This is a genomic window from Prosthecobacter sp. (genome assembly GCF_044378005.1).
Taxonomy (GTDB): Bacteria; Verrucomicrobiota; Verrucomicrobiia; order Verrucomicrobiales; family Verrucomicrobiaceae; genus Prosthecobacter.
This window is the reverse complement of sequence record NZ_JBILYB010000062.1, coordinates 1-24,905: the sequence shown is the minus strand read 5'-3', so window position 1 is coordinate 24,905 and position 24,905 is coordinate 1. Positions and strand designations below refer to the sequence as shown.

The 24,905-nt window shown below is 60.8% G+C and carries 15 protein-coding genes and 1 pseudogene; 6 read left to right on the top strand and 10 right to left on the bottom strand.

Features of this window, described 5'->3' with window-relative positions:
• The first annotated feature begins 59 nt into the window (after positions 1 to 59).
• Positions 60 to 929 carry a helix-turn-helix domain-containing protein gene (locus AC6FTP_RS13575; protein WP_497207451.1) on the top strand — a complete coding sequence of 290 codons (870 nt, stop codon included), beginning with the start codon at positions 60 to 62 and terminating at the stop codon, positions 927 to 929.
• Positions 930 to 935: 6 nt separating this feature from the next.
• Here the strand turns inward: AC6FTP_RS13575 and AC6FTP_RS13570 are convergent, their stop codons facing one another.
• Genes AC6FTP_RS13570 through AC6FTP_RS13555 form a run of 4 tightly spaced genes read right to left on the bottom strand, consistent with a single transcriptional unit; the run spans position 936 to position 6,127 of the window.
• On the bottom strand, positions 936 to 3,398 hold the full coding sequence (locus tag AC6FTP_RS13570) for a glycogen/starch/alpha-glucan phosphorylase (protein WP_497207450.1): 2,463 nt from the start codon (positions 3,396 to 3,398) through the stop codon (positions 936 to 938).
• A 21-nt stretch (positions 3,399 to 3,419) separates the two neighbouring features.
• Positions 3,420 to 4,250: a 16S rRNA (cytidine(1402)-2'-O)-methyltransferase gene (gene rsmI / locus AC6FTP_RS13565; protein WP_497207449.1), complete on the bottom strand. Its 831-nt coding sequence runs from the start codon at positions 4,248 to 4,250 to the stop codon at positions 3,420 to 3,422.
• Positions 4,244 to 4,750 carry an LptE family protein gene (locus AC6FTP_RS13560; protein WP_497207448.1) on the bottom strand — a complete coding sequence of 169 codons (507 nt, stop codon included), beginning with the start codon at positions 4,748 to 4,750 and terminating at the stop codon, positions 4,244 to 4,246. The genes rsmI and AC6FTP_RS13560 overlap by 7 nt, the downstream gene beginning before the upstream one ends.
• A 51-nt stretch (positions 4,751 to 4,801) precedes the next feature.
• The gene (locus tag AC6FTP_RS13555) at positions 4,802 to 6,127 is read right to left on the bottom strand and encodes a tetratricopeptide repeat protein (RefSeq protein WP_497207447.1); all 1,326 of its coding nucleotides are present in this window, start codon (positions 6,125 to 6,127) and stop codon (positions 4,802 to 4,804) included.
• Positions 6,128 to 6,262: 135 nt separating this feature from the next.
• Between AC6FTP_RS13555 and AC6FTP_RS13550 the strand changes: the two genes are divergently transcribed.
• Together AC6FTP_RS13550 and AC6FTP_RS13545 are read left to right on the top strand one after the other, a co-directional pair.
• On the top strand, positions 6,263 to 8,128 hold the full coding sequence (locus tag AC6FTP_RS13550) for an N-acetylmuramic acid 6-phosphate etherase (protein ID WP_497207446.1): 1,866 nt from the start codon (positions 6,263 to 6,265) through the stop codon (positions 8,126 to 8,128).
• A 55-nt stretch (positions 8,129 to 8,183) separates the two neighbouring features.
• Positions 8,184 to 8,837, top strand: a complete 654-nt coding sequence (locus AC6FTP_RS13545; RefSeq protein ID WP_497207445.1) for a DUF4412 domain-containing protein — start codon at positions 8,184 to 8,186, stop codon at positions 8,835 to 8,837.
• A 24-nt stretch (positions 8,838 to 8,861) separates the two neighbouring features.
• On the opposite strand, the gene AC6FTP_RS13540 is transcribed toward AC6FTP_RS13545, so the two are convergent.
• From AC6FTP_RS13540 to AC6FTP_RS13515, 6 genes are all read right to left on the bottom strand, one after another.
• Positions 8,862 to 10,268, bottom strand: coding sequence for a sulfatase family protein (locus AC6FTP_RS13540; RefSeq protein WP_497207444.1), 1,407 nt, complete (start codon positions 10,266 to 10,268; stop codon positions 8,862 to 8,864).
• Positions 10,269 to 10,270: 2 nt separating this feature from the next.
• Positions 10,271 to 11,734, bottom strand: a complete 1,464-nt coding sequence (locus AC6FTP_RS13535; RefSeq protein WP_497207443.1) for a sulfatase family protein — start codon at positions 11,732 to 11,734, stop codon at positions 10,271 to 10,273.
• Positions 11,735 to 11,739: 5 nt separating this feature from the next.
• Positions 11,740 to 13,188, bottom strand: coding sequence for a sulfatase family protein (locus AC6FTP_RS13530; RefSeq protein ID WP_497207442.1), 1,449 nt, complete (start codon positions 13,186 to 13,188; stop codon positions 11,740 to 11,742).
• 9 nt (positions 13,189 to 13,197) lie between these two features.
• On the bottom strand, positions 13,198 to 14,772 hold the full coding sequence (locus AC6FTP_RS13525) for a sulfatase-like hydrolase/transferase (protein WP_497207441.1): 1,575 nt from the start codon (positions 14,770 to 14,772) through the stop codon (positions 13,198 to 13,200).
• Between the two features lie 9 nt (positions 14,773 to 14,781).
• Positions 14,782 to 16,431, bottom strand: coding sequence for an arylsulfatase (locus AC6FTP_RS13520; protein ID WP_497207440.1), 1,650 nt, complete (start codon positions 16,429 to 16,431; stop codon positions 14,782 to 14,784).
• Positions 16,432 to 16,505: 74 nt separating this feature from the next.
• Entirely contained in the window at positions 16,506 to 17,996 is a 1,491-nt protein-coding gene (locus AC6FTP_RS13515) for a sulfatase family protein (RefSeq protein ID WP_497207439.1), read from the bottom strand.
• Between the two features lie 227 nt (positions 17,997 to 18,223).
• Between AC6FTP_RS13515 and ligA the strand changes: the two genes are divergently transcribed.
• The 3 genes and pseudogenes from ligA to AC6FTP_RS13500 form a co-directional block, all read left to right on the top strand.
• Entirely contained in the window at positions 18,224 to 20,218 is a 1,995-nt protein-coding gene (ligA, locus tag AC6FTP_RS13510; protein WP_497207438.1) for an NAD-dependent DNA ligase LigA, read from the top strand.
• 121 nt (positions 20,219 to 20,339) lie between these two features.
• Positions 20,340 to 22,136: a translation elongation factor 4 gene (gene lepA, locus AC6FTP_RS13505; RefSeq protein ID WP_497207459.1), complete on the top strand. Its 1,797-nt coding sequence runs from the start codon at positions 20,340 to 20,342 to the stop codon at positions 22,134 to 22,136.
• A 202-nt stretch (positions 22,137 to 22,338) separates the two neighbouring features.
• Positions 22,339 to 24,905: pseudogene (locus AC6FTP_RS13500) on the top strand (hypothetical protein); the annotation flags it as partial.

Sequence of the window (24,905 nt, the reverse complement as noted above, 5' to 3'; positions counted from 1 at the left end):
CGCAAACTGAGCATTTTGTTTTGAGTTCCCCGGCCTGATGGCAGTTAATAGCCATCACCATGAAGCCTGTTTTCGAAAAAGTGCCGCGCCGCGACTGGGAATCCTTTCACTGTGAGGTCGTGCATGGGCCGGACTACGGCACGCGCTGGCATTTCCATCCTGAGTATCAGATCACCCTGGCGATCCGCAGTCGCGGGCATCGTGTGGTGGGGGATAACATCTCGCCACTGCGCGATGGCGATCTGGTGGTGCTCGGCTCGAACCTTCCGCATGTCTGGCATCAGGACGAAGTCGCCGGGGCCAGTGTGGATGCGATCATCGTGCGCTTCACGGAGTCCTTCCTCGGCTCGGAGTTCATGAGTCTGCCGGAAATGGAGCCGGTGAAGAGCCTGCTGCGCCGATCAGCTCGCGGTTTGGAAGTGAAGGGCGCGACTCGGACGGACATCTCTGCACGGATGCGCCGCATGGCGGATTCTACAGGGCTTGCGCGTGTGGTGGAACTGCTGGGCATTCTGGACACGCTTGCGAGGTCGAAGGATCTGAACACGCTCGCCAGCGCCAGCTACGAGCCTGCTCTTCACTCCGGTGATCAGGACCGGATGCAGCGCGTGGTGGATCACATCCATCAAAACCTCACGGAAGACATCGACCGCAAGCAGCTCGCGAAGCTGGCGCATCTGAGTGAGGGGGCGTTCAGCCGCTTCTTCCGCTCACGCACGGGCAAGACGGTGCCGGAATACATCAACGAAGTCCGCATTGGCCGCGCCTGCCGCATGATCACGGAGGATCAGCAGAACATCACGGACATCGCACTCGACTGCGGCTACCGGAACCTCGCCAACTTCAACCGGCGCTTCCGCGAAGTGGTGGGCAGCACCCCGCGCGAGTATCGCGCCCAGATGCGCGTGCTCGGCGGCGGGGGCCGGTGATTCGCTTTACGGGACTTCGACCTGAGGCAGGTTCCAGACCTTTTTGGCGTATTCGAGGATGGTGCGATCGCTGCTGAAGAAGCCAACTCGGGCGGTGTTGAGTATGGCTTTCTTGGTCCAGAGGTCGGACTGCTTGTAGCAGGCATCGACCTTGGCCTGGGCATCGACATACATCTGGTAGTCAGCGAGGCAGAGGTAGGGGTCGCCGTGCTCCAGGAAGCTGTCGCGGAGCGGTTTGAAGTCGCCTGCATTGCCGGTGAAGTAGTCGCTGCCGATCCAGTCAATGGTGTCACGCAGGGCTTCATTGCCCCAGTAATATTCCCAGGGATTGTAACCACGGGCTTTGATGTCGGTGACTTCTTCGACAGTGAGGCCGAAGATGAAGATGTTATCGTCTCCGACTTCTTCAGCGATCTCGACATTGGCACCATCAAGCGTGCCGATGGTAAGCGCGCCGTTGAGAGCGAGCTTCATGTTGCCAGTGCCGGAAGCTTCTTTGCCGGCGGTGGAGATTTGCTCGGAGAGATCGGCGGCAGGGATGATTTTCTCGGCGAGGGAGACGCCGTAATTCGGCAGGAAGACGACCTTCAACTTGTCACCCACGCGCGGGTCATTGTTCACCTTGGCGGCGAGGGAGTTGATGCAATGAATGATGTTTTTGGCGAGGAAGTAGCCTGGCGCGGCCTTGGCACCAAAGATGAAGACGCGGGGATGGAAGTCGGCACCTGGATTGTTCAGGATGGTCCGGTAGAGGGTGACGATGTTCAGCAGGTTCAGGTGCTGGCGCTTGTATTCGTGGAGACGCTTGATCTGCACGTCGAAGAGAGCATCCGGGCTGACGTGAACACCGCAGAGATCCTGGATGATCTTGGCGAGGGCGACTTTGTGCTGACGCTTGATGTAGCGGTAGCGTTCGCGGAAGGAACTGTCTTCCGTGAAGGGTTCGAGATCGCGGAGTTTGTTCGCGTCCTTGCGCCAGCCGAGGCCGATGCTTTCGGTGATGAGGGAGGAGAGCTGCGGATTGCAGACATCGAGCCAGCGGCGGAAGGTGACGCCGTTGGTGATGTTGACGAAGCGTTCGGGGAAGAGTTCGTGGAACTCGGGGAAGAGTCGCTCGCAAAGCAGACGCGTGTGCAAGGCCGCGACGCCGTTGGTGGCATGTCCGCCGAGGACGGACATGTGGGCCATGCGGACGTATTTGCCACCGCGCTCGTCGATAAGGGAGAGGACGCGTTTCTTCTCGGCATCGCCGGGCCACTTGGCCTCGACTTCACCTTCGAGGAACTGGGCGTTGATGCGGTAGATGATCTGGAGATGGCGTGGCAGCACGCGCTCGAAGAGGCCGACGGACCACATTTCCAGCGCCTCGGGGAGGAGGGTGTGGTTCGTGTAGCTGAAGGTTTCCTGGCAGATCTTCCAAGCCTGTGCCCAGGGGAGACCCTCCTCATCGACGAGGATGCGCATGAGCTCGGGGATAGCGACAGCGGGATGCGTGTCGTTGAGCTGGACGGCGGCTTTAGACGGGAACTCGCTCCAAGGCAGGGAGTAGCCGCCTTTGAAACGGCGAACGATGTCAGCGAGCGAGCAGGCGACGAAGAAGTACTGCTGCACGAGGCGGAGTTCTTTGCCTGACTCGGTGGCATCGTTCGGATAAAGCACTTTCGAGACGGTTTCGGCGATGGCTTTTTCACGAAGGGCCTCGATGTAGCTGCCTTCGTTGAAGACTTGGAAGTTGAAGTCTTCATCGGCCTGCGCCTGCCAGAGGCGGAGGACGTTCACGGTGTGGCTGTCGTAGCCAACGATCGGGATGTCCCAGGGGAGGCCGAGCAGGCACTTGGTATCGATCCATTCGGCATGGGGATTGCCATGGTCGTCGAACTTCTGGATGACGCGGCCGTAGATATGGACGCGCTGGCGGTAGCTCGGGCGGGCGATTTTCCAAGGGGAGCCATCGCGCATCCAGGCGTCGGGATGCTCGACTTGTTTGCCGTTGACGAACTCCTGGCGGAAGAGGCCGAACTCATAATGAATGCCGTAGCCGATGGCTGGCAGATTCATGGTGGAGAGGCTGTCCATGAAACAGGCGGCAAGACGCCCGAGGCCACCATTGCCGAGCCCCATGTCGGGCTCGCTCTGGAGGAGGGTGTCGAGATCCTTGCCCATGTCGTGAAGGGCGGCCTTCGTGGCATCGTAGAGGCCGGAGTTGCGGAGGTTGTTCTCCAGCAGGCGGCCCATGAGATATTCGAGTGAGAGATAATGAATGCGGCGGACGCCGGACTGGCGGTGCAGGGCGCGCGACTTCGTGGCTCCATCCATCACGCGATCCCGCACGGCGAGGCAGGTGGCGACCCACCAGTCATTGGCGCTGGCGCTGTCCACAAAGGCTCCGAGGGTGAAGCGGACGTGATTGACGATGGAGGCCTTGATGGCTTCAGGGGTGTTGCCGAGGTCGCAGGGAGCGGGGATCATGGGTGTAATGGAAGGTCGGGATCACCAAGTCACCCATTTGGGAAGCTCCACAGGCGCGATGACCAGGGTGATTTCGCCTTTGGGTGGCTTGGTTTGGTAGTGTGAAAGCACTTGCTGTGCCGGACCGCGTTGGAATTCCTCAAACTTCTTCGTCAACTCGCGGGCGACGACAACGCGGTGCTCGGGTTTGGCAGCGGCGATCATGCCGAGGGTGTCCACGAGGCGGTAGGGGCTCTCGAAGTAGAGGCTGGTGGCCTCGCGCTGCATGGCGGCGAGGAGTTCCTTTTCGCGCTGGCCTTTTTTATGAGCAAGGAAGCCTCCAAAATAGAAGGGCACGGTGGGCAAACCACTGGCGGCAAGGGCAGTGAGCACGGCGCTGGGGCCGGGGAGGCTCTCGACTCTCAATCCAGCAGCAACCATGCTTTGGACGAGTCTTTGTCCTGGATCGGAAACGGTGGGCATCCCGGCATCGGAGATGAGTGCCACGCTGCCGCCACTTTTGATGTGGGCGATGAGTTCGGGGATGCGTCGGGCTTCGTTGTGCTCGTTCAGACTGACCAGTCGGCTGCGGATGCCGTGATGGGAAAGGAGTCGGCCCGAATGGCGTGTGTCCTCGCAGGCGATGAGATCGACTCTCTTCAGCGCATCCAATGCACGGAGGGTGATGTCTGCGAGATTGCCGATGGGCGTGGCGACGAGGTAGAGCGCGGGCTCGGCGGCGAAGCTGAGATTCTCGATGATCAGCTCATCGAGATCAGCCTCAGTATCCTCTGAGTACTGAGCACTGAGCACTTCGGGCTCGTCATCAGGCGAGGCGTCTGCTGGCTGACTATCCTCCTGCGGGGTCACCATCCCTCGGAGATTTCGTTGGCGAGACTGGAAGCAAGACGCTGGGCGGCGTCATCGAGAGCCTGGGCCTCGGAGTTCTGGACGTTGGAGTCGAGGATGACGTAGGAGAGGCCGGAGGCATTGCCGGTGTGAAGGGGTCGGCCTGAAGCAGTATCACGGATGGTGAAGCTGGCAGTAAGACGCATCTGGAGCTGGGAGGTGCGCAGGACGTTTCGGCGAGCGGAGCGGAACTGGGAACGATTGGTGCGGACGATCACACCTTCGAGCACGGCTTCGGCATCGTCTTTGGAGACGATTTGATAGGAGCCATCCATCTGGATCTGCTTGATGAGAGCATTCGTGACCACCGAGGAGAGTCGTGGTTCCAGGGTGTCGTTTTCAAAAGTGGGGACGGCCAGCTTTGTGATGCCTGCGAGGTGGGCAGGCTTCTGACCACCGAGATGGTAGCCAGCACAGCTGCTGAGGACGAGGCAAAGAGATAGCAGAGGGAGGAGCGTTTTCATCCAGGCTGGGAGTGGTGTGAGGAGATGGCGAGCCAAGCTAAGCCGGTGATATTAAGGAGCCGGTGGCTTTGGCGGCACTGGCAGCGTGGTGCCTGGAGCAGGAACCGTGGGGCTGATAGTCGGAGCGGCAGGGACGGGCAGAAGCGCAGGTTTTTCTTCGGGCACGGCAGGCAGGAGGCCTCCAGGGCCAGGGGCTGCACCAGGCTTGGTCGGGAGAGCGGGCTCGCTGAGGGGGATGGGGAGGAAATTGTCATTTCCTGCGCGCATCTGCGGCTTCTGGCCGAGTTTCGCGAGTTCGGGTGGCAGTGGGCCCACATACTCGTCGCGGTTCTTCAGATTCTTGGCGGAAGAGACGGTGTAATCCTGGTCAGGCTGCCCTTTCTGGGCGTCGGACACGGCGTCGGGGTCGGAGGCGGCGAGTTCAGCGAGGAGTGTGCGGGCTTCGGCAGATGCTTCCGGCGAGCCATACTTGAGCGCTTCATTGAAGTAGATGGCAGCGGCTTTGGCCTTGCCCTGACGCATGTAAAATTTACCGACGTTCAGTGACTGGCTGGCTTCGACGGCATTGATCTGGCGCAGGCCCAGTTCAGCTTCACTCGCACGTTCACCTTTCGGGTTCGTGGTCATGTAGGTATTCAGGGCATCACGCGCGGCAGTGATGTTGGATTTGTCTTCACTGCGACTGGCGGCCACGCTGCTGATGGAGCCGATTCGGAACTGAGCTTCTCCGGCCTGCTTGGTGTTCGGGTAGTTGTCCACCACGGTCTGGAAGGCCTGCACGGCTTTGGCTTTTTCTCCAATGTCCTGGTAGATCTCGCCGATACTGAACTGGGCGATGGGAGCCAGCTTGCCGAAGGGGGCATTGGTGATGATTTTCTGATAAAACGCGACGATCTCTTCGCCGCCCATTTTAAAGGGGATGAGGATGAGACTGCGTTCCTTTTTGCCGCCTTTGGCCACTTCAGCAATTTCATACTGCTGCTGGATGGCGTCCTCGAAGCGGGCGCTGGAGCGGTAGCTGTCGATGAAGGTCTGGAAGGCATCGAACGACTCCTTCAAGCTGCTGCCACTCTGTTTCACGATCAGGGCATTCGCATAGGAGGCCTCGGAGGCGGCGACGGTGAATGGGTAAAGCCTGATGATTTCCTGGTAGGTGCTTTGGGCGCGACCGGTGCGGCCATCATTCTGGGAGGCCCGGGCCTGCATGAGCAGGGCTGTGGCCTCAGACTCCTGCCGTTGACGTTCATCCGAGGCAGGCACGGCTTTGTCCTTTTTCTCGAAGAGTCCGAGGAAAGCGGGGGCGGGGGTGGTCAGCGTAAAAAGTGCGGCTGTAACAGTCGCGAAGACTGAAATGCGTGGGAAAGTGAAGTCACTCATCAGGCGTCGATACTAAAGGAGTGTCAAAGACGCGTCAAGGAGGCAGACGGCCCGTCAACGCATGGCAGAAGAATGGGCCAAATGCAGCGAGATCATGCATTGAGCTGGAATCCGAGCCCGAGTATCCTCGGGGCGATGAAATCCCGCCGCCCCCCCAAGGATAATCCCGTCACCGTCTGTGCCCACCCCCTCACGCTTGGCATCGAGGCCGGTGGCACACGCACCTCGGTCCTGCTCGTCGATGCCGATGACCAGGAGCGGCTCTCTTTTCAGACCAGTCCTGCCGTACTGCCCCTGATGTCGGATCGTGAGCTGCTCTGGCACCTGCGAGACATCGCCGCGCGGCTGCCTTTCACCCCATCCTCCATCGGCATCGGCATGGCCGGAGCCCGGACGGAGGCGGACAAAGATCGCCTCCGTCGTGCCGCCTCACGCATCTGGCCCGCCGTGCCCTGCATCGCCACGAACGATCTCGACACCGCCCTGGCCGCCGTTCCGGAGCGCACAGTCCCCTTCCCTCGCGTGCTTGTGCTAAGCGGCACGGGTTCATGCTGCTTTGGCCGAGCACCCGATGGCCGCACGGCAAAGGTCGGCGGGCGCGGTCACGTCATCGGAGATCGTGCCAGTGCATGCGATATCGGCCTGCGCGCCCTGCGGGCGGTCATTGCCGATCTCGATCATCGTGGAAAGATGGGCGCGCTCGGCGTGGCCATCCTAAATGCCCTCACCTTCAATGAGCCCGAGCAACTCATCCCCTGGTCCGTGAATGCCAGCAAAACCGAGATCGCCAGCCTCGCCATCACGGTTTTTACCGTCGCTGCCAAAGGCGACAAGCTCGCCAAACGCCTGCTCTCTGACTCCGCCGCCATGCTGGCCGAAGATGCCTGCGTCTGCGCCCGTCAGTTGCTCGGCAGCGACCACGGGGAGATCGAGTTCGTGCTGAATGGCGGCGTCCTTTTAAAAAACCCGTCCTTCCAGCGCGATGTCTCCCGCCGCATCCGCAAAGGCTGGCCTGGGGCGCGCATCACGCCACTGGTGCATCCCTCCGTCTGGGGGGCCATCGCACTTGCCCGCCGCGTCTTGGCACCAGTGCTCTCAAAGCCCCGCAAGGAAGCTACCGAGTTTGTGCTCCCCCCTGAGATCGCCGATCTCGCCGTGCTCGCAAAATCCCCCACAGAGATGCGCAATCCGCGCTCCATGAAGCTCGATCAAATGCCCCTGGCCAAGGGCATCGATCTCATGCTCAGCGAGGATGCAGCACTGACTCAGGCCATCCGTGCCGAGAAGAAAAACATCACCCTTGTGATCACCCAGGTCGTGCGTGCTTTTCAAAGCGGAGGGCGGCTTTTTTACGTCGGCGCAGGCACCAGCGGGCGTCTTGGCGTCCTCGATGCCAGCGAGATCCCGCCCACCTTCCGTGCTCCGCGTGAGCAGGTGCAGGGCATCATCGCTGGAGGACGCCAGGCACTCTGGAGCGCCGTGGAAGGCGCCGAGGATGACGTGCAGGCCGGAGCGCTGGCTGTGAGAAATCGCAGCATTGTCAAACGCGATGTCGTCATCGGCATCGCCGCCAGTGGGCGCACGCCCTTCGTCTGGGGTGCGCTACGTGAAGCCAAAAAGCGTGGAGCCTTCACCGTGCTCCTTTGCTTCAATCCCGCCATGCGTCAGGCCGTCCAGCGCGTCCGCGATGTCTCATGGAAACCCGCCGTCATGATCACTCCCGATGCCGGTCCCGAAGTGCTCACTGGCTCCACGCGTCTGAAATCCGGCACGGCGACCAAACTCATCCTGAACATGATCACCACCCTCGCCATGACCAAGGTGGGCAAGGTCGTGAGCAATCTCATGGTCGATCTCAACCCCTCCAACATCAAACTGCGTGACCGGGCCGTGCGCATCATCAGCGAGCTCACCGGCACTTCTCGGGAGGAAGCCCGTACTGCCCTTCAGTCCTCGGGCTGGGTGGTCAAGACAGCCTACCTGGCTCTGCATCGGAAGTGAAGTTCACCGAGGCAGGCTTGACCTTGGGGCTTTTTTCCGAGTAGCCTGACCTTGTATGAAAACCTCCTTCATTCTCGCCGCCGCCTTTCTTAGCCTCCATTCCGCCTGGGCCGACTGGGTCATCATTCAAAAAGTCACCACTGATCAGGCCAAGGACATGTCCATGAGCATCAAGGCCAAGGGGGACAAGTCACGCATGGACATGGGAGATCAGATGAGCCTCATCCTCGACAGCACGACGGGTGATTCCACCATGTTCATGCATCCGCAGAAGATGATGATGAAGCTCAGTGCGGACAGCATGAAGGGCATCATGGCCATGGCCGCGCAGCAGCTCGGCAGCGAACCCGCCGCCAAGCCCAAAGCCACTGGGCAGAAGGAAAAAGTGGGAGAACACGAGTGCGAAATTTACACTTGGGAAGGCAAGCTCGGCACTGGCAAGTTCTGGGTCGCCAAGGACTTCCCCAATGCCAAAGAGCTGAACGAACTCCAGGACAAGATGATGAAATCCATGGGTAGCCCCATGACCAGCCTCGTCCCTCAGAACAGCGACTTTCCTGGCATCGTGGTGAAGTCGGAAATGACCGTCATGGGCAAGAAAAACATCTCCGAACTCGTCTCCGCCAAGCAGGAGTCCCTGAGTGACGACATCTTCAAAACACCTGAAGGCTATCAGGAAATGAAAACCCCAGGCCTGCCCGGCAAGTGATTCTCAGATCGGTACATCGCCGCCTCAGTCAGTGAAACTGCTCCGCAGATCCACCTTGTCTCCCATCTCGGCAGAGAGCTTCACGAGGCGGTCGAAGAGGCTTTTCTTCATCGCTGCATGTTCAGCATTCGAGGCGAGATCGGTCATCTCCTGCGGATCTTCCTCGAGGTGGTAGAGACGGAGCACTTTGGCCTTCGGATAGGCGATGAGCTTCCAGCCGTCATGCGTAACGGCGCGTTGGAGTTCCAAATAGGCTCCATAGACAGATTCGTAGCTGGATTGCTTCTGCTCGCCGCTCAGCAACGGGCGGAAGCTGTTGTAGAAGACGTGCTTCGGCTTCTCGGCTCCGGCGAGATCGAGCGCGGTGGCCATCACGTCTTGCAGGTAGATCGCGGAGTCGTTTTTCGCGCCTTTTGCCACACCGGGACCAGCAACGAGGAAGGGCACGCGCACGCTGTGGTCATGCATGTTTTGTTTTCCAAACAGGCCGTGATGCCCGACCGCGAGTCCGTGGTCGGCGGTGAAGAAGATCCAGGTGTTCTCCGCCTGGCCGCTGGCATCGAGCGCATCAAGGATGCGACCGATTTGAGCGTCCATGTGACTGATGAGCGCATAGTATTCCTGGCGGTGCGTCTTCACCGAAAGCTCCGTGCGCGGCATGGGCGCGAGGTTTTCATCCCTCAGCTTGTGGGAGCAGCCGATGTCGTCCTTGTGTGGATACTCGGGCAGGAAGTTCTGCGGCATGGCAATGCGACTGAGCGGATATTGATCAATGAACTCCTTCGGTGCTTGTCTCGGATCATGCGGCGCATTGAACGCAGCATAGATGAAGAAGGGCCTCTCCTGCTGCTTCGCATCGGCGAGGAAGCCGAGTGTGTTGTCGCGCACGACCTCGCTCCAATGTGTGCCGCCTTCCCAGAAGCCGCCGAGCGATTTATCGAACGGGCTCCAGGCATCGGTTTGATCTGCGATAGGGCGATTGTAGGCCGTGGGAACCGTCTTCGGCATGCCAGCGCGAACGTCCTTCACCACGTCGAAGCACTTCGCGGCATCGGTCTGGATGTGCCACTTGCCGGTCATGTAGGTCTTGTAGCCCGCCTTCTGCATGAGCTGCGGCCAGAGCACGCCTTTTTCGCGTTCTGCGTTGGTCTTGTTGTAAACCTTGTCCGCATCCCACACGCTGCGTCCCGTGACGAGCATCGTGCGGCTGGCCACGCACACCGCGCCGCTCCACGAGCCCATGTTGTAGGCTCCTGTGAACGATGTGCCTCGCGATGCGAGTCGGTCGAGGTTCGGCGTGTCGATGTCCGTGTGCCCGAATGCGCGCACGGCCTCGTAGCAGTGGTCGTCGGCAAAGAGGAAGAGGATGTTGGGCTTTGCAGCCTGCAACGAAGTGCTGATGAAGAGGGTGAGAATGAAGTGACGGAGCATGGCTATTTTTGGGCGGCTTTAGTTTTGAAGATTCGGACCTCGACATCGTTGGCCTGCTTCACGCCGGGAGTGCTGCGGCCGTTGGCGATGCTGGCTTCGAGTTGCTTCGTGAGTTTGGCGACGATGTCAGGATGCTCGGCACTGAGGTTCTTGGTTTCGGCGATCTCGGTACTGAGATCGTAGAGTTGGACGGCCGGCAGTCCTTGCTTGGCGGCTTCGACATCGCCCGGTTTTCCCCAGCCTCCGGAGCCTGGGCAGAGGCAGAGCTTCCAGCGGACCTCACGTACAGCGAAGCGGCCGTTGATGCTGTGATGGATGACGCTTTGACGTGATACGGCGTTCTCAGTGCCGAGCAATGCAGGGAGCAGGCTCATGCTGTCCTCGGCAGCGGTGTCTGGCAGTTTCACGCCGAGGATTTCGGCGCAGGTGGCCATGAAGTCGGTGTGGCAGATGAGTTGGTCGCTTTGCGAGCCAGCTTTGACCTTGCCTGGCCAGCGGACGAAGAATGGCACGCGGTGTCCGCCATCCCAAATGTCCGCCTTGTAGCCGCGAAGCCGCTCGCTAGCGAAGTGGCCCTGCTTTTCGAGTTTGTCGGTGCCTGCCTGGGGCGAACAGCCGTTGTCGGCGGTGAAGATGACAAGCGTGTTGTCCGCGAGGCCCGCCTGATCGAGCGCCGCGAGCACGTCACCGACGATGGCATCGGTCATCATGACGAAGTCGCCGTAATCGCCAAGGCCACTCTTTCCCTGCCACTCAGGCGTGGGCAGGATGGGGGTGTGCGGCGAGGTGAGCGGCAAGTAGAGAAAGAAAGGTTTTCCTGCTTTCGCATCCGCAGAGCGCTCCTGCACATAGCTCACGGCTCGCTTCCCAAGACGCGGCAGCATGGCGATCGGCTCGATGGTCTCGATGACACGATCTCCCTCGATCAAAGCGGACATGGTGCGTGCATTTGAGCAGCCCCAGAACAGATCAAAGCCACGCGTCACCGGCCCGTCGATGATCTCCGCGCCGACAGGCAGCCCGGCATTGCCCATGCCTTTTTTCTTGGCGCTCTTTGCCGCCGGGGTTTTGGATTGAAAACCGAGGTGCCACTTGCCGATGCAGGCCGTGGTGTAGCCCTGCGCCTTCAACAAACCCGCCACCGTGAGCCGATCTGCGGCGATGAGTGGCTCGTCATTGCCGCCATCCAGCACGCCCGCCTGCAAGCGAGTGCGCCACGCGTAGCGACCAGTGAGCAATCCGTAACGCGTCGGCGTGCAGACGGACGAGCCGCTGTGCGCATCCGTGAATGTCATGCCCTGCGCCGCGAGTTTGTCCAGATGAGGCGTGGCGATCTTTCCACACTGCGGATTTAGACACTGCACATCGCCGTAGCCGAGGTCATCGGCGAGGATGTAAATGATGTTGGGTTTTTCAGCCAGGAGCGGAGAGCAGAGGGCGGAGAGAATGAAGATTGCAAAGCGCATGAGAGTTATTCGACTTTCTTCTTCGCCTTGCCTCTCGCAGGCTTCTTCGAGCCGCGTTGATCCATCGGCAGCAAAGCACCGCCACGCGCTTTCATCTCCGCATCGCAGAGCTCACGCATCTTCTTCAAGGTGTCGGCATGCGCAGGATCGGTGGCGAGGTTCTTCAATTGGTCGTGGTCGGTTTGCAGATCGTGCAGGAACTCGTAGGCGGGCTGTTGGTCAAAGTAGCGCGCATAGACATAGCGTCGATCGCGTATGCCCTCCCAGGTCAGCGTGGGGGCGAGATCGACATGCTCGCAGAAGAAATGCGTGCGCCAGGGTTTGTCGCTACCTCTGCCCTCGATCAAAGTGGACAGGCTGCGGCCTTCGTAGCCAGCGGGGCGCTTCGCACCGGCCCAGTCGAGGAAGGTGGGGGCGAGATCGGCATTCAGCACGAGATCGTCGCAGACCTTGCCGCGCTGCTCTTTCGGCAAACGTGGATCATAGACGACCATCGGCACACGCAGCGACTCCTCATAGTGCGACCATTTGCCCTGAAAGCCGCGATCTCCGAGGTAATAACCGTTATCAGCGGAATAGACGATGATCGTGTTGTCGGCGAGGCCGGCCTCTTTGAGCGAGGCAAGCACCCGCGAGATGGCTTTGTCGATGCCGCTGATCATGCGGTAGTAGGCTCGCACGTTCGTCTCATACTTCTCCGGCGTGTCATAGCCCCAGAAGAAGCGCTCGCGGTTGATGCTGTCTTTGAGGAACTGCGGATGCGCGTCAAAGATGGCCGCATCGCCAAGGCGCGGTGGCGGGATGCTGCGGCCCTCATACAGGCCATCGACCGACGGCGGCCAGGGATACAAGCCGATGCCCGGGCGATGATCGCTGTCCTCAGCATGAGCTGCGTTGAACCAAAGGTTGAGGCAGAAAGGCTTGTCCTTCGGCTGAGATTTGATGAACGCGATGCCTTTGTCGCACACGATGTCCGTCTCATGCCGCTTTGAGCCATCGGGCATCGTCTTGAAGTAGGGATTGCGGCCGATGGCCTCGTATTCGTCGTAGTGCTCCTCGGGCTTGAATCCCGGCGGGGCAATCATGTGCCACTTACCGAAATGCCCGGTGCGGTAGCCCGCCTGGCGCAGCACTTCGGGGAACATCGTGCTCAAGGATTCTGGCAGCACCTGCGGCATCGCATCGCGCTTCGCATGCGTGCGCACCCACTGGCCTGTCAGCACGACCGCGCGGCTCACCCAGCAGACTGCGGTGGTGACATGCGCGTTGCTGAAGCGCACGCCCTGCGAAGCGAGACCATCAATTGTCGGCGTCTGGATGATGGGATGTCCGGCGCAGCTCAGCGTGTCGTAGCGCTGATCATCCGCGAAGAGGAAGAGGATGTTGGGCCGCTCGGCGGCCAATGACGAATGCAGAATGACGAATGACGAAAGGAGCAAAAGGGAACGCTTCATGGATAGGTGCTATTTGGCGGATTGGCGGGTGAACTCATCCTGGGTGAGCTTACCGTCACTGTTTTGATCAAAGTTTTTGAAGCGGGCCTCCGCGTTGTCCTTCTTCGCGAGGCCGTTGCGGTATTCGTCGAGCGTCAGATGGCCGTCCTGGTTCTTGTCCCAGTTTTTGAAGGCACGCAGGCGTGTCTCTGGTGTGATTTCGGCGGGCTTGGCCACAGGTTTTGGCGCGGCTTTCGCACGCAGCGCAGGATCGACACTTTTGGGCAGCGTGGCAAACCACGCGTCGATGGCGGTGGTCATGTGCTTCACGCGTTCCGGTTCGGCGGTGGCGAGATTGTTGGTTTGGAAACGATCCGCGATGACATCAAAGAGCTCCGTGCGCTGCTTGGTCTCGTCGAGGATGAGCACATGCGATCCCTCACGCATTGCAAAGGCGGGCCAGTCATCGCCAGTGTGGCCGCCCTGCCACCACCAAAAGACAGGTTTGGTGCGCGCCTGCTTCTCACCTTTGAAGGCGGGGAGCATGCTCTCGCCATCGGAGGCATAGCCTTCGGGTGATTTCACACCCGTGGCGGCGAGCACGGTGGGAAAGACATCCACACCGGCGAGCGCGGTTTCCTTGTCCACTCGGCCCGCAGGCACCACACCGGGCCAGCGCACGAGGAAAGGCACGTTCACGCCGCCCATGAGCAGGCTGCGCTTGCGACCACGCAGGCCACCGGTGCTGCCCTGGCTGTGATAAAACTTCTGCCCCGGTTGCGCGTGGCTGTTCTCAGGGCCGTTGTCGCTGGAGAACATGATGAGTGTGTTATTGGCGAGGCCCAACTCATCGAGCGCATCCAGCACGCGTCCTACCTGCCGGTCCGCACGCGAAACCGCCGCGTAATAAGTCCGCTGCGGCTCCGGCACGTCGGGATATGGCTTTTTGTCGTCCTCCGTGGCCGAGACGAGGTGATGGGCTTCATGCAGCCAGAGATTGATGTAAAACGACGCACCTTTCGCCTCGCGGATGAAGCGCAGCGCATGCTCTGTGGCTGCCACAGACTGAAAGCTCGGTCCATCCTTGGCGGAGATGTCGGCAAGGCTTGTTCCTTCAAAAACACCGCGCCCAGGTCCGACCCACACCGCCGCGTCATCATAACCATAGGCAACTGGCAAAGGAGTGAACCCATCCTTTTCCTGCCCGCTGAGATGCCACTTGCCATAGTGCGCGGTCTTGTAGCCCGCTTCTTTCAGCACACGCGGCAGCAGCGGTGCCTTCGGATCGAGCCAGTCGGGCATGTTGCGCGCCACGTTTTGCTCATGCGTGGCAAAGTGCTGATGCACACCCCAGCGCGAGGGAAACTGCCCCGTCACGATGCCCGTGCGGCTCGGCGAGCACACCGGATTCACCACCGTGAAGCTCCAGAAGTCCGTGCCTTCCTTCGCCATGCTGTCGAGGTTCGGCGTCTGGATGCGTGGATGCCCATGACAGGCCAGATCACCGAAGCCGAGGTCATCCGCGTAGATGAAGATGACATTGGGCTGCGCCCAGGCGGAGAGCAGAGGACAAAGGACGAAGAGGAAGACGCAAAGACGCTTCATGATGGAAGATTACTTTTTCGTCTTCTTGCCTTTGGCTTTGCCCTTCGGCTGATCGGCGAGTGTTTTCTTCACGAGCGTGGTGAACTCATCAGTCTGCTTCTGCCAGGCGGCTTCGAGTTCCTTCGCCTTCTCGGGCATCTTCGCGGCGAGATCGTTTTGCTCGGCGCGGTCGGTTTTCAGGTCGTAGAGCGCCCAGGCATCGCCTTTGGCGGCGACGAGCTTCCAATCGCCAACGCGGATGGCTTTGTTGTCTTCATGCAGCCACCAGAGGCTGTTGCGGGCGATGGTTTCGTCCTTGGCAAAGGCTGGCGCAAGGCTTCGTCCTGGGGCTTCCGGGATCGGTTCGCCCTTCCATTCCTTCGGCTTCTCGATGCCAACGATGTCGAGCACGGTGGGCACGATGTCGATGACATGCGCGGGCGTGGTGCGCAGCTCGTTCTTCGCGGTGATACCCGCAGGCCAGTGCGCGATGAGCGGCGTGCTGATGCCGCCTTCATGCACCCAGGTCTTGTGGCGGCGATGCGGCGTGTTTGCAGCGCTGGAGAAGCCAGGGCCGAGGCAAAGATAAGTCTCGGCGCTACCCGGAGACGCGGCGGGATCGTGGCCGCCATTGCGCACCATGATCTCCGCGCTGGCACCGTTGTCGGAGGCGAAAAAGATGAGTGTGTTTTCAAACGCGCCCATGTCCTTGAGCTGCGCGAGGATGCGGCCGATCTCGCGGTCCATGCGGTCCACCATCGCGGCATGGATGGCCATCTTCGTGGCCTGGAAGCGGCGCTGCTCGTCGGTCAGTTCGCTCCAGGGCAGCGGGCGATTCACTTCGCCGGGCCCGAGTTTTTCCATCGCATCAGGAAAGGCATACGGCGGGCCGACTTCACGTTCCAAGTCCGACAAAGTCGTGTTCGTGATGCCCATCTCCTTTTGGCGGGCAAAACGGGTCTCGCGCATCTTGTCCCAGCCTTTGAGATACTTGTCGCGATACTTCGCGATGTCCTCCGGCAACGCATGCAGCGGGAAATGCGGCGCGATGAAGGGGATGTAGTGGAAGAAGGACTTCTGAGCGTGATTCGCGGCGTGATCCTTCAAGCAATCAATCGCGTGGTCGGCTGTGGCGATGGTCGTGTAGTAGCCTTTTTCGTCCGCAGGCACTTCAACTGGCACGTCGTCGATGGCGTTGCCTTTGGCGGTGAAAAAGTTTCCCTGGTTGCGGGTGTCGAGCGAGCGATCAAAACCCGCATCGAGCACCTTGCCGTCGATGTGCCACTTCCCGCTGTGGTAGCTGCGATAACCCGCTGGCTTGAGGAAATCCGGCAGCAGCCGCGCCCATGGCTGCCGCACGCCCTGACCACCACCGCCGACATTCGGCAGCGCGTCCCGATGAATCTGCTGCGCATAAAAGCCGGTCATCAAAGCACCGCGTGTGGGCCAGCAGCGGGCGGTGTTGTAGAACTGCGTGAAGCGCAGGCCGTTCTTCGCCAGCGAGTCGAGATTCGGTGTCTCGATCTCGCCGCCGTAGCAGCCGAGGTCGGAGTAGCCGAGGTCGTCGGCGAGGATGAAGACGATGTTGGGCTTTCCATCCTTCGCTGAAGCTTCGGAGGACAAGGCTGCGGCGAAGAGCGAAGGGCAGAGGGCGAGGAGACAGAAAAGGACAAGCTTCATGGAGCGTCAGGAAACGCGGCATGGGCGAGCAGCTTGCGGCAAAGATCGGCGGAAGCCTGTCGAGGCTTCGGGCTTCACTTGCGATAGTCCGCGCCGGTGAGGCTCTTGAGCACGCTGTCCTGCCACTGGCGGAGTTTGGTCTGAAGAGATTTCACGAGTTCTGGCTGTTGAGCGGCCAGATTTGTCTTTTCAGCGGGATCAGCCTTCAAATCGAAAAGCTCGATCTTTGGAGCACCGCTCTTCTGCTCGTGGATGACGAGCTTCTGATCGCCCTCGATGATGCTACGCGCGCCGAGGTAGTCTTCCTCAGTGATGACGGGGTGACGGAAGTTCGTGAAATCACGCGTGGCCTTGCCGCCCATCTTTTTCACCAGCGGTGTGGTGCCCTGCTGAAGCTCGGGAGCGATGTAGGGCTCCACACCGGCCTTTTTGCCAGCCGTCTGATATTCCCAAAAATGCAGCGCTGTAGGCCGAGTCGTCATCGTGCCATCAATCACAGGGCTGAGGTCGATGCCATCAAGCGGACGCTGTGGCAGCGGCTGGCCGACAAGCGCGGCGACGGTAGGAAGGAGATCACTGGTGGAGGCACGCACGCTCGTGCTGCGCGGCTTCGTGATGCGTGCGGGCCATTCGATGAGACCGGGGACCAGCGTGCCGCCTTCATAAAAGGTGCCTTTGGTGCCACGATGAGGCACACCGAGCGCGGCATCGGGCGAGGTGCCGTTGTCGCCGCAGTAAAAGAGCAGCGTGTTTTCGCGCAGGCCGTTTTGGGCGAGATGTTTTCTCAAGGTGCCGATGGTGCGGTCCATGGCGGTGATCTCGGCGTAGCGCTCGCGTAGCACCTCGCCCTGCGGGCGTTTGGTGCCGCCGCCGGTTTCGTTGGAGGTGAGTTTGACCATCTTCGTGTATTTCGCAGGCAGGTCGTCATAGAGCGCGAGATCCTGCGGCAGGCCGCTGTAAGGCTCGTGCGGCGAGCCGAACCAGATGACCTGGAAGAACGGCTTTCCAGCTTTCTGAGCGCGTTCGATGACTTGAATGGCCTCGCGGATGAGGATCTCGGAGCTCTCGCCTTGGAAAACCTCGGGCTGACCGCCATTGCGTGAGAGCGATGGGTTCATCTCGAAGAAGTTGTCATGCGAGAGGCACTCATGAAATCCCATCGCCAGCGGACTCACGGGCGACTCCTTCTTCACCGCACCGACATGCCATTTGCCGAGATGGGCGCAGTGATAGCCTGCTTTCGAAAGGAGGTGAGCGCTGCTGATCTCCTCTGGTCGGAAGGACCAGCCCGGCGTGAAGGTGCCCATGCGGTTCGGGTGCCGTCCGGTGAGAAAACTCGCCCGCGTGGGCGAGCAGCTCGGATGCGCGGCGTAAAAGCGATCCATCCGCAGCCCCGTGGCCGCCATCTCATCCAACACGGGCGTTTTGACATGTGGATGACCGTGATAGCCCGTCTCCTCCCATCCGTGATCATCGCCCATCATGAGGATGATGTTCGGCGTGGCCGAAAATGACGAATGAAGTATACCGAATGACGAAAGGAGGAAATAGAGAATGGGGCGCATGGCTTGCTGTCGAGTTTCAGATCGAAGGGCGGTGAAACGCTGTCGAACTTGTTGAAATCGCAGGAAACAACGGCTTCCGGCAACTCATGGATCATCGAAGGGCGGAACTTCGCAGCAAAGCACCTGCTCATGGATTGCTCGAACAAGCCGACGTGAGTCTGGAAGAGTTCATCGCTGGGCTCTGATTTTCCCGTTTCCTTGCGCGCCTTTGCGGCTAATCAAGGCGCATGACCCACGCCGAAGCCGCCGCCCGCGCTGCCTTTCTCCGCACTGAACTCGAGAAGCACAACCGCCTCTACTATGTCGAGGCGCGGCCTGTCATCAGTGATGTGCAGTACGATGCGTTGCTGAAGGAACTTCAAGCCATCGAGGCGCAGTTTCCTGATCTGCTGACGCCGGACTCGCCGACGCAGCGGGTGGGCGGCGCCCCGTTGGAGGGCTTCACGCAGATCCGGCATTCGGTGCCGATGATGAGTCTGGACAACACCTACTCCGAGGAGGAACTCGCCGCCTTCTTTGCCCGCCTACAAAAGGGCCTCGGCCGCGAGCAGATCGACTGCGTGATCGAACCGAAGGTGGACGGCGTGGCCATCTCCATCCGTTATGAAAACGGCGTCCTCAAGCATGGCGCGACTCGTGGCGACGGCCAGACGGGCGACGATGTGACGAACAACCTCAAGACCATCAAAACCCTGCCCCTGCGCCTGCCAGCCGACGGCCCGCAGAACTTCGAGGTGCGCGGAGAGGTCTTCATGCCGAAGGCGAACTTCGCCAAACTGAATCAAGAGCGCGAGGAGGCGGGCGAGCAGACCTTTGCCAATCCGCGCAACTCCACCGCTGGCACGCTGAAGCTGCTCGACCCCAAGATCGTGGCGAAGCGACCGCTCGACATCGTCTTCTACGGCCTCGCCGATGCTTCCGACATGCCTGTGCAGTCGCAGACCGACATGCACGAACTGCTGAACCGTGCCGGACTGCGCAAAGCGGACCACATCTGGCGTGCCAGCAATGCCGAGGAACTCACTGCCGCCATCCGTGATCTGGACGCGAAGCGGAAGTCTCTGCCTTACGAAACCGACGGCGCAGTGATCAAGGTGAACAGCTTCGCCGATCAGCGGGAGCTGGGCTTCACCAGCAAAGCTCCGCGCTGGGCCATCGCGTATAAATATCAGCCCGAGCAGGCAGAAACCAAACTGCTCGCGGTGGACATCCAGGTGGGGCGCACCGGCGCTCTGACGCCCGTGGCGCGGCTGGAACCCGTCTTTGTCAGCGGCAGCACGGTGAGCAATGCCACGCTGCATAACTTCGAGGAGATCGAGCGGAAGGACATCCGCATCGGCGACTTCGTCATCATCGAAAAAGCCGGCGAGATTATCCCTGCCGTGGTGAGCGTGAAGACCGAGAAGCGCACAGGAGGCGAACAAGTGATCACCCTTCCCACGCATTGCCCGATCTGTGGCACCGGCGTGTTTCGTGATGAAGAGATGGTCGTCATCCGCTGCCCGAATCCGCATTGCCCGGAGGTCGTGAAGCGCCGCATCGAGCACTTCGTCAGTCGTGCAGCCATGGACATCAGCGGCCTCGGCGAGTCCGTCGTGGCGCAGCTCGTGGAGTTGAAGCTCGTCCGCGATGTCGCCGACCTCTACGCTTTGAATGAACTCCTGCTCGCCCGGCTGGAGCGCGTCGGCACGAAGAGCATCGACAACTACCTCAAGTCCATCGAAGCCAGCAAATCCCAGCCCGCCTGGCGTCTCGTCTTCGGCCTCGGCATTCTCCATGTCGGCGCTGGAGGTGCTCGGAAGCTGCTGGAGCACTTCGGCAGCATCGACGCTGTTGCCTCCGCCAGTGTCGAGGAACTCATCCAGTGCCCAGACATCGGCGATGTGGTGGCGCAGAGCCTCTTCGCGTGGTTCCGCGACGAAGTGAACGTGGAACTCCTGAGCCGCCTCCGCGTCAGTGGCTTGACCTTTGCCCAGCAGGAAGTCGTGGCCGCCAGTGACAAGCTCGCCGGCACCACCTGGGTCATCACCGGCACGCTCAGCGAGGAGCGGGAAAAGATCGCCGAGACCATTCGCAGCCACGGCGGCAAAGTCAGCAGCGGCGTCAGCGGCAAGACCACCTACCTCCTCGCGGGCGAAGACGCTGGCAGCAAACTCGACAAAGCCACCAAGCTCGGCGTGAAGGTCATCGGGGAAGAGGACTTCCGGGCGATGATCGGGTGATCCGGCGCGTGCCCTGGAAATTCGTCCTTCGGATTTCGTCATTCGTGCTTCCGCTTCCCCCCCCTTGACCCTCTCCCCCGTCGCGGCTACTAGCTCCGCCCCCGACCCCGCCTGCCCACTGATGTCCATCGAACGCACCCGTAACTTCTCCATCATCGCCCACATCGACCATGGAAAGACCACGCTCTCAGACCGCCTGCTAGAGGCCACGAAGTCCATCACCGTGCGAGAGCAGCAGGACCAGCTCCTCGACAGCATGGACCTCGAGCGCGAGCGTGGCATCACGATCAAGGCGCACCCCGTGTGCATGAATTACAAGGCCAAAGACGGCCTGATCTACAAACTCAACCTGCTCGACACACCCGGGCACGTCGATTTCAGCTACGAAGTCAGCCGCTCACTCGCCGCCTGTGAAGGTGCCCTCCTGCTCGTGGATGCCAGCCAGGGCGTGGAAGCCCAGACAGTGGCGAATTTGAACCTCGCGATGCAGCAGAACCTGCACGTCGTGCCCATCATCAACAAGATCGACCTTCCCAGCGCTGATGTTGAAAAGGTGAAGCGCCAGCTCGAGGACATCCTCCAGCTCTCCGCTGACGAAGCGGTGTCCGCCAGCGCCAAGATGGGCATCGGCATCATCGACATCTTGGAGGCCATCGTCGCCTACATCCCCGCGCCAAAAGATCCTGGCGATGGCTACCTGCGTGCTTCGGTGTTCGATTCGATCTTCGATCCGTATCGCGGCGTCGTCAGTTACATCCGCGTCATGTCAGGCACGATCGTTCGCGGTCAAAAGGTGCGCTTGATGGCCTCTGGCAATGACTCCGAAATCAAAGATCTGGGCACCTTCCGTCCGAAGATGGTGCCTTGTGAAAAGCTGGAGGCAGGAGACGTCGGCTACATCATCGCCAACGTCAAAACCACCGCTGATGTGAAGATCGGCGACACCCTGACTGAGACCCGCAAGCCCGCTCCTGAGCCACTGCCTGGCTTCAAAGAGATCCACCCGCTCGTCTTCAGCGGCATCTATCCTGTCAGCACCGATGATTTCGAGGCGCTGAAGCTCGCCGTCGGCAAGCTCCAGATCAATGACGCCGCCTTCACCTTCATGGCGGAAAGCTCCGCCGCGCTGGGCTTCGGCTTCCGCTGTGGCTTCCTCGGCCTCCTGCACATGGAGATCGTCCAGGAGCGCCTGCGCCGTGAGTTTAACATGGATGTCATCTCCACCTACCCGTCTGTCATTTACGACGTGCGGAAGACCGATGGCACCGAGATCCAGGTGGACAATCCCACCTTCCTGCCGCCCGCGAATGAGATCGACGAGATCCGCGAGCCCATCGTGAAGGTGAACATCATGATTCCGAACGAGCACATCGGCGACATCATGCAGCTCGTCATGGACAAGCGCGGCCAGGTGAACAACACCGAAACGCTCGATGACCGCCGCGTGCTCCTGCACACCGTCCTGCCGCTGAATGAGATCCTCGTGGACTTCAACGACAAGCTCAAATCCATCACTCGTGGCTACGGCAGCATGGACTATGAACACGCCGGCACCCAGGCCGCCGAGTTGGTGAAGATGGACATCCTCATCGCCAGCGAGCCCGTGGATGCCTTCTCCTGCATCGTCCACCGCAGCAAGGCTGAGAGCCGTGGTCGCCAGCTTTGCGCCAAGCTGAAAGAGGTCATCCCTCAGCAGCTCTTTGTCGTCGCCATTCAGGCCGCCATTGGTGGCAAAGTCATCGCCCGTGAAAGCATCAGCGCCCTGCGCAAAGACGTGACCGCCAAGTGCTACGGCGGTGACATCAGCCGTAAGCGCAAGCTGCTTGAAAAGCAGAAGGAAGGTAAGAAGCGCATGAAGAGCATCGGCCGCGTGAACATCCCGCAAGAGGCGTTCATCGAGGTGCTGAAGAACAACTGATCGGAGGACCCGGTGGGGATGTAGATCGAACTTCCAAGTTCGATCTCAGGCCTCGCCACACCTTCAGTGATAGAACCCGGAAGTTCGTTTTAAGTTCTATCAATTTAGCATTGCCTCCGAGGCACGAATTTGGCTAATCTTGAGTGACTCCAGCGCAGGTCGAGTGCCTGCGCGGTCAGTTTGAACTCAGCCCGATTGCTTTATGAGAGACGGTTTGCCGAATGATCCTGCCCCTGCTGCGAAGCCGCCTTCACGCTGGGGCGGAGTGATGCTGGGGCTTCTTTTGGGAGGCTTGATCGGCGCGGGCGTGCTTTACCTGACGAAGATCAATCCGGCGATTCTTTCGCAGATCACGGCTCCGGCTTCGCCGCCTGCTGCCGAGCCGACTGAGGCACCTGCCGCAGCGCAGATGCCGGTGATCGAGCATCGCGGGCTTCCGCTGACGCCTTTTGAAATGGGGGCTCTTCCGGCGGATGAGATCTTGCAGTCGATCAAGATCACCCTCGGTGTCGGCAAAGAGGGCGCGGCGCTCAGCGAGCCTGTGGATGTGCATCTGGGACTCGGTTTTCCCTTCCGACTCTTCCCGCTCGGCGGTACTCGGCGTGAACCTTCCTTCGCGGCGTTTCCGCAAAAATCTTCCGTCGAGGGTGACTCGATCCAGCCCGGCCAGATGGCCACGTTTGAGTTCACCACCGCCGCAGATGCGCCGGGGGAGGATGTCCTGCTCACAACCTCACAGCTTCTCGCGGGCGTGACCTGTGGCGATCTCCAGCGCATCGGTTTCGCCTCTCAGGGGCGCACGGATTGGACGCTCGCAGGCTACCGAATCGAGGTGAATGGCAAGCTCTTCGCCGCGAACGGCCTCGTGAATGCCCGCCCGCAGGAAAAGCTGGCTGCCAGTCGCGAAAGCCTGATGAAGGTGTTGCCCGGCTATGAAGCCAAGCTCAGCAAACCGACACTGACGGAGGACGAAAAGAGCGCACTTCGTCTCGAACACGCTCAGGTGCGCTCCCTCAGCGGGCGCGTCACGGGCGCTTTCCCCTGGTGGGAGGAAGCGAGTGCTGGCTTCAAACCTGCGCTCGTCGTGGGAACGAAAGTCGGGAGTGTCCTCGTCTCTCTGGAAACGGCTGATGCGCCTCAGTCGGGCACACGCTGCCCGCTCTACCTCCAGGCAGGCGCGCGGAAGTTCCTGCTCACCTCGGAAGCCGACCCCTTGCGCGATGAAGCGAAGCCGCAGCTCTACGAGATCGCTGACTTTGAGCTGGCGATGAATCCCCTGACGCTGGAGGCGCTCGCCACACCGGGGCTGGGCATCATCGGCAGCGGAGCCCGTGCACAAAAGATCCCCGACCGCGCCCAGATCCGTCGGCTGAGCATAGAGGCCGATGGCAAACCCGTCTATGACAGCGACACGAAGCCGGATGACAAAGCCACGCTGTCCTCCGTCTGGCTCACGCCATCCGCGCATTTCGACGATCTCGGTGAAGTCGAGCGCACGCCGGTCACCGCCACGGAAATCCCGCTTTGGAAATCAGGCACCAAGAGTGCCGTCGCCGCCCTGCCACCGCCGCCGGAGCCACCTCCGCCGCTCATTCCTGTTCCTGACACACCACCTCCGCCGCTCTGGCCGCCAGTGCGCATCGTCATTCCCATTGGTTATCCTCCACCTCCTGGCGGCTGGTTTCCATGGCTGGATTTGCTGGCAGAGCTGCTCTTCCCGCTGCCTCCGCTCGATGCACCTTTGATCAGCGGCGTTCGCATTTCTCCCGCCACCACCATCGTCCGCGATGGTGATCCCGTGACGGTGAACTGGACCGCCAGCGGTGGCACCGGACGCATCGCCGCGTGGCGGATCGATCTCTTCGGTGTGCTGCCGCACAAAGCCGTTCCCGTGCTGCCCATCCCTCTCGCCTCCATTCCGCTAACGCCTTCTGGCTTTGTGCCCCCAGGCGTCTCCACGCCTGTCAGCCGTGTGATGCCCGCCATCAACCGAACGAACATTGCCGCCCTGCTCAGCGGTGCCGAGGCGCTCTACCTCTACGTCCAGCCGCGAGTCACGGCGCTGGACTCCTTCGGGTTCGTTGTCACCTCCGCGAATGGCTCACTGCTGCCGCTTTTCCCCTCCGGCGTCACCGTGCCTGCTGTGCAGACTCGTCGTGGCGGCGTGCTGGCCCCTTTGCCTCCAGGCAATGCGCCGGCTCCCTCTTTCCAAGTCGTGCCGCCAGCTCCCGCGCTGCCTTTGCCCTGGGCGGGCATGCCGCTGGCAGATCCGCTGGCCGTTCGGAATGCCTGGAGTCTCGTGGCCGAGCACGGCAGCCACTTCGGACTGCTCTTTGCCAGTCATGAAAACATCCCCGGAGCCGTGCATCTGCCCGCCTGGAGCACCGCAGTCCGCCCCACGGGCGATGGCAATGAAGTCATGACCATCCGCTTCGAGGGCCTAGTGCCCGTGCCCGCCGCTGCGAATGGACTGCGCGCCGTGGCTCATGTCGGCTTCGTCGGCGGTTCCTCACCCGCCACCACTGGCAAGGTCGAGGCACGCGCCGAACTCAGCAGCGGCCCCATCCGGCGAGACATGGCCGACGCCATCATGCCATTCCCCTTTGGCGCGCAGCCCTTCTTCACGCTCGGCACCGCCGTCGCCCCGCTGACGATTTCAAAAGCCGCCCCGCTCATGCTCATCGACCTGCCGCTACGCTTTGATCGCCTGACTGCCGGCACCTTCGCCGGCTACCCGCTCTCTCCCGTGAACCCTGTGGCTTACCTCGC

What these genes read in the sequence shown, in the direction of transcription:
- AC6FTP_RS13530 (WP_497207442.1), bottom strand. Translation starts at nt 13,188, where the DNA reads ATGAAGCGTTCCCTTTTGCTCCTTTCGTCATTCGTCATTCTGCATTCG.
- AC6FTP_RS13550 (WP_497207446.1), top strand. Translation starts at nt 6,263, where the DNA reads ATGAAATCCCGCCGCCCCCCCAAGGATAATCCCGTCACCGTCTGTGCC.
- AC6FTP_RS13575 (WP_497207451.1), top strand. Translation starts at nt 60, where the DNA reads ATGAAGCCTGTTTTCGAAAAAGTGCCGCGCCGCGACTGGGAATCCTTT.
- rsmI (WP_497207449.1), bottom strand. Translation starts at nt 4,250, where the DNA reads ATGGTGACCCCGCAGGAGGATAGTCAGCCAGCAGACGCCTCGCCTGAT.
- AC6FTP_RS13515 (WP_497207439.1), bottom strand. Translation starts at nt 17,996, where the DNA reads ATGCGCCCCATTCTCTATTTCCTCCTTTCGTCATTCGGTATACTTCAT.
- AC6FTP_RS13525 (WP_497207441.1), bottom strand. Translation starts at nt 14,772, where the DNA reads ATGAAGCGTCTTTGCGTCTTCCTCTTCGTCCTTTGTCCTCTGCTCTCC.
- lepA (WP_497207459.1), top strand. Translation starts at nt 20,340, where the DNA reads ATGTCCATCGAACGCACCCGTAACTTCTCCATCATCGCCCACATCGAC.
- AC6FTP_RS13540 (WP_497207444.1), bottom strand. Translation starts at nt 10,268, where the DNA reads ATGCTCCGTCACTTCATTCTCACCCTCTTCATCAGCACTTCGTTGCAG.
- AC6FTP_RS13535 (WP_497207443.1), bottom strand. Translation starts at nt 11,734, where the DNA reads ATGCGCTTTGCAATCTTCATTCTCTCCGCCCTCTGCTCTCCGCTCCTG.
- AC6FTP_RS13570 (WP_497207450.1), bottom strand. Translation starts at nt 3,398, where the DNA reads ATGATCCCCGCTCCCTGCGACCTCGGCAACACCCCTGAAGCCATCAAG.
- AC6FTP_RS13560 (WP_497207448.1), bottom strand. Translation starts at nt 4,750, where the DNA reads ATGAAAACGCTCCTCCCTCTGCTATCTCTTTGCCTCGTCCTCAGCAGC.
- AC6FTP_RS13520 (WP_497207440.1), bottom strand. Translation starts at nt 16,431, where the DNA reads ATGAAGCTTGTCCTTTTCTGTCTCCTCGCCCTCTGCCCTTCGCTCTTC.
- ligA (WP_497207438.1), top strand. Translation starts at nt 18,224, where the DNA reads ATGACCCACGCCGAAGCCGCCGCCCGCGCTGCCTTTCTCCGCACTGAA.
- AC6FTP_RS13555 (WP_497207447.1), bottom strand. Translation starts at nt 6,127, where the DNA reads ATGAGTGACTTCACTTTCCCACGCATTTCAGTCTTCGCGACTGTTACA.
- AC6FTP_RS13545 (WP_497207445.1), top strand. Translation starts at nt 8,184, where the DNA reads ATGAAAACCTCCTTCATTCTCGCCGCCGCCTTTCTTAGCCTCCATTCC.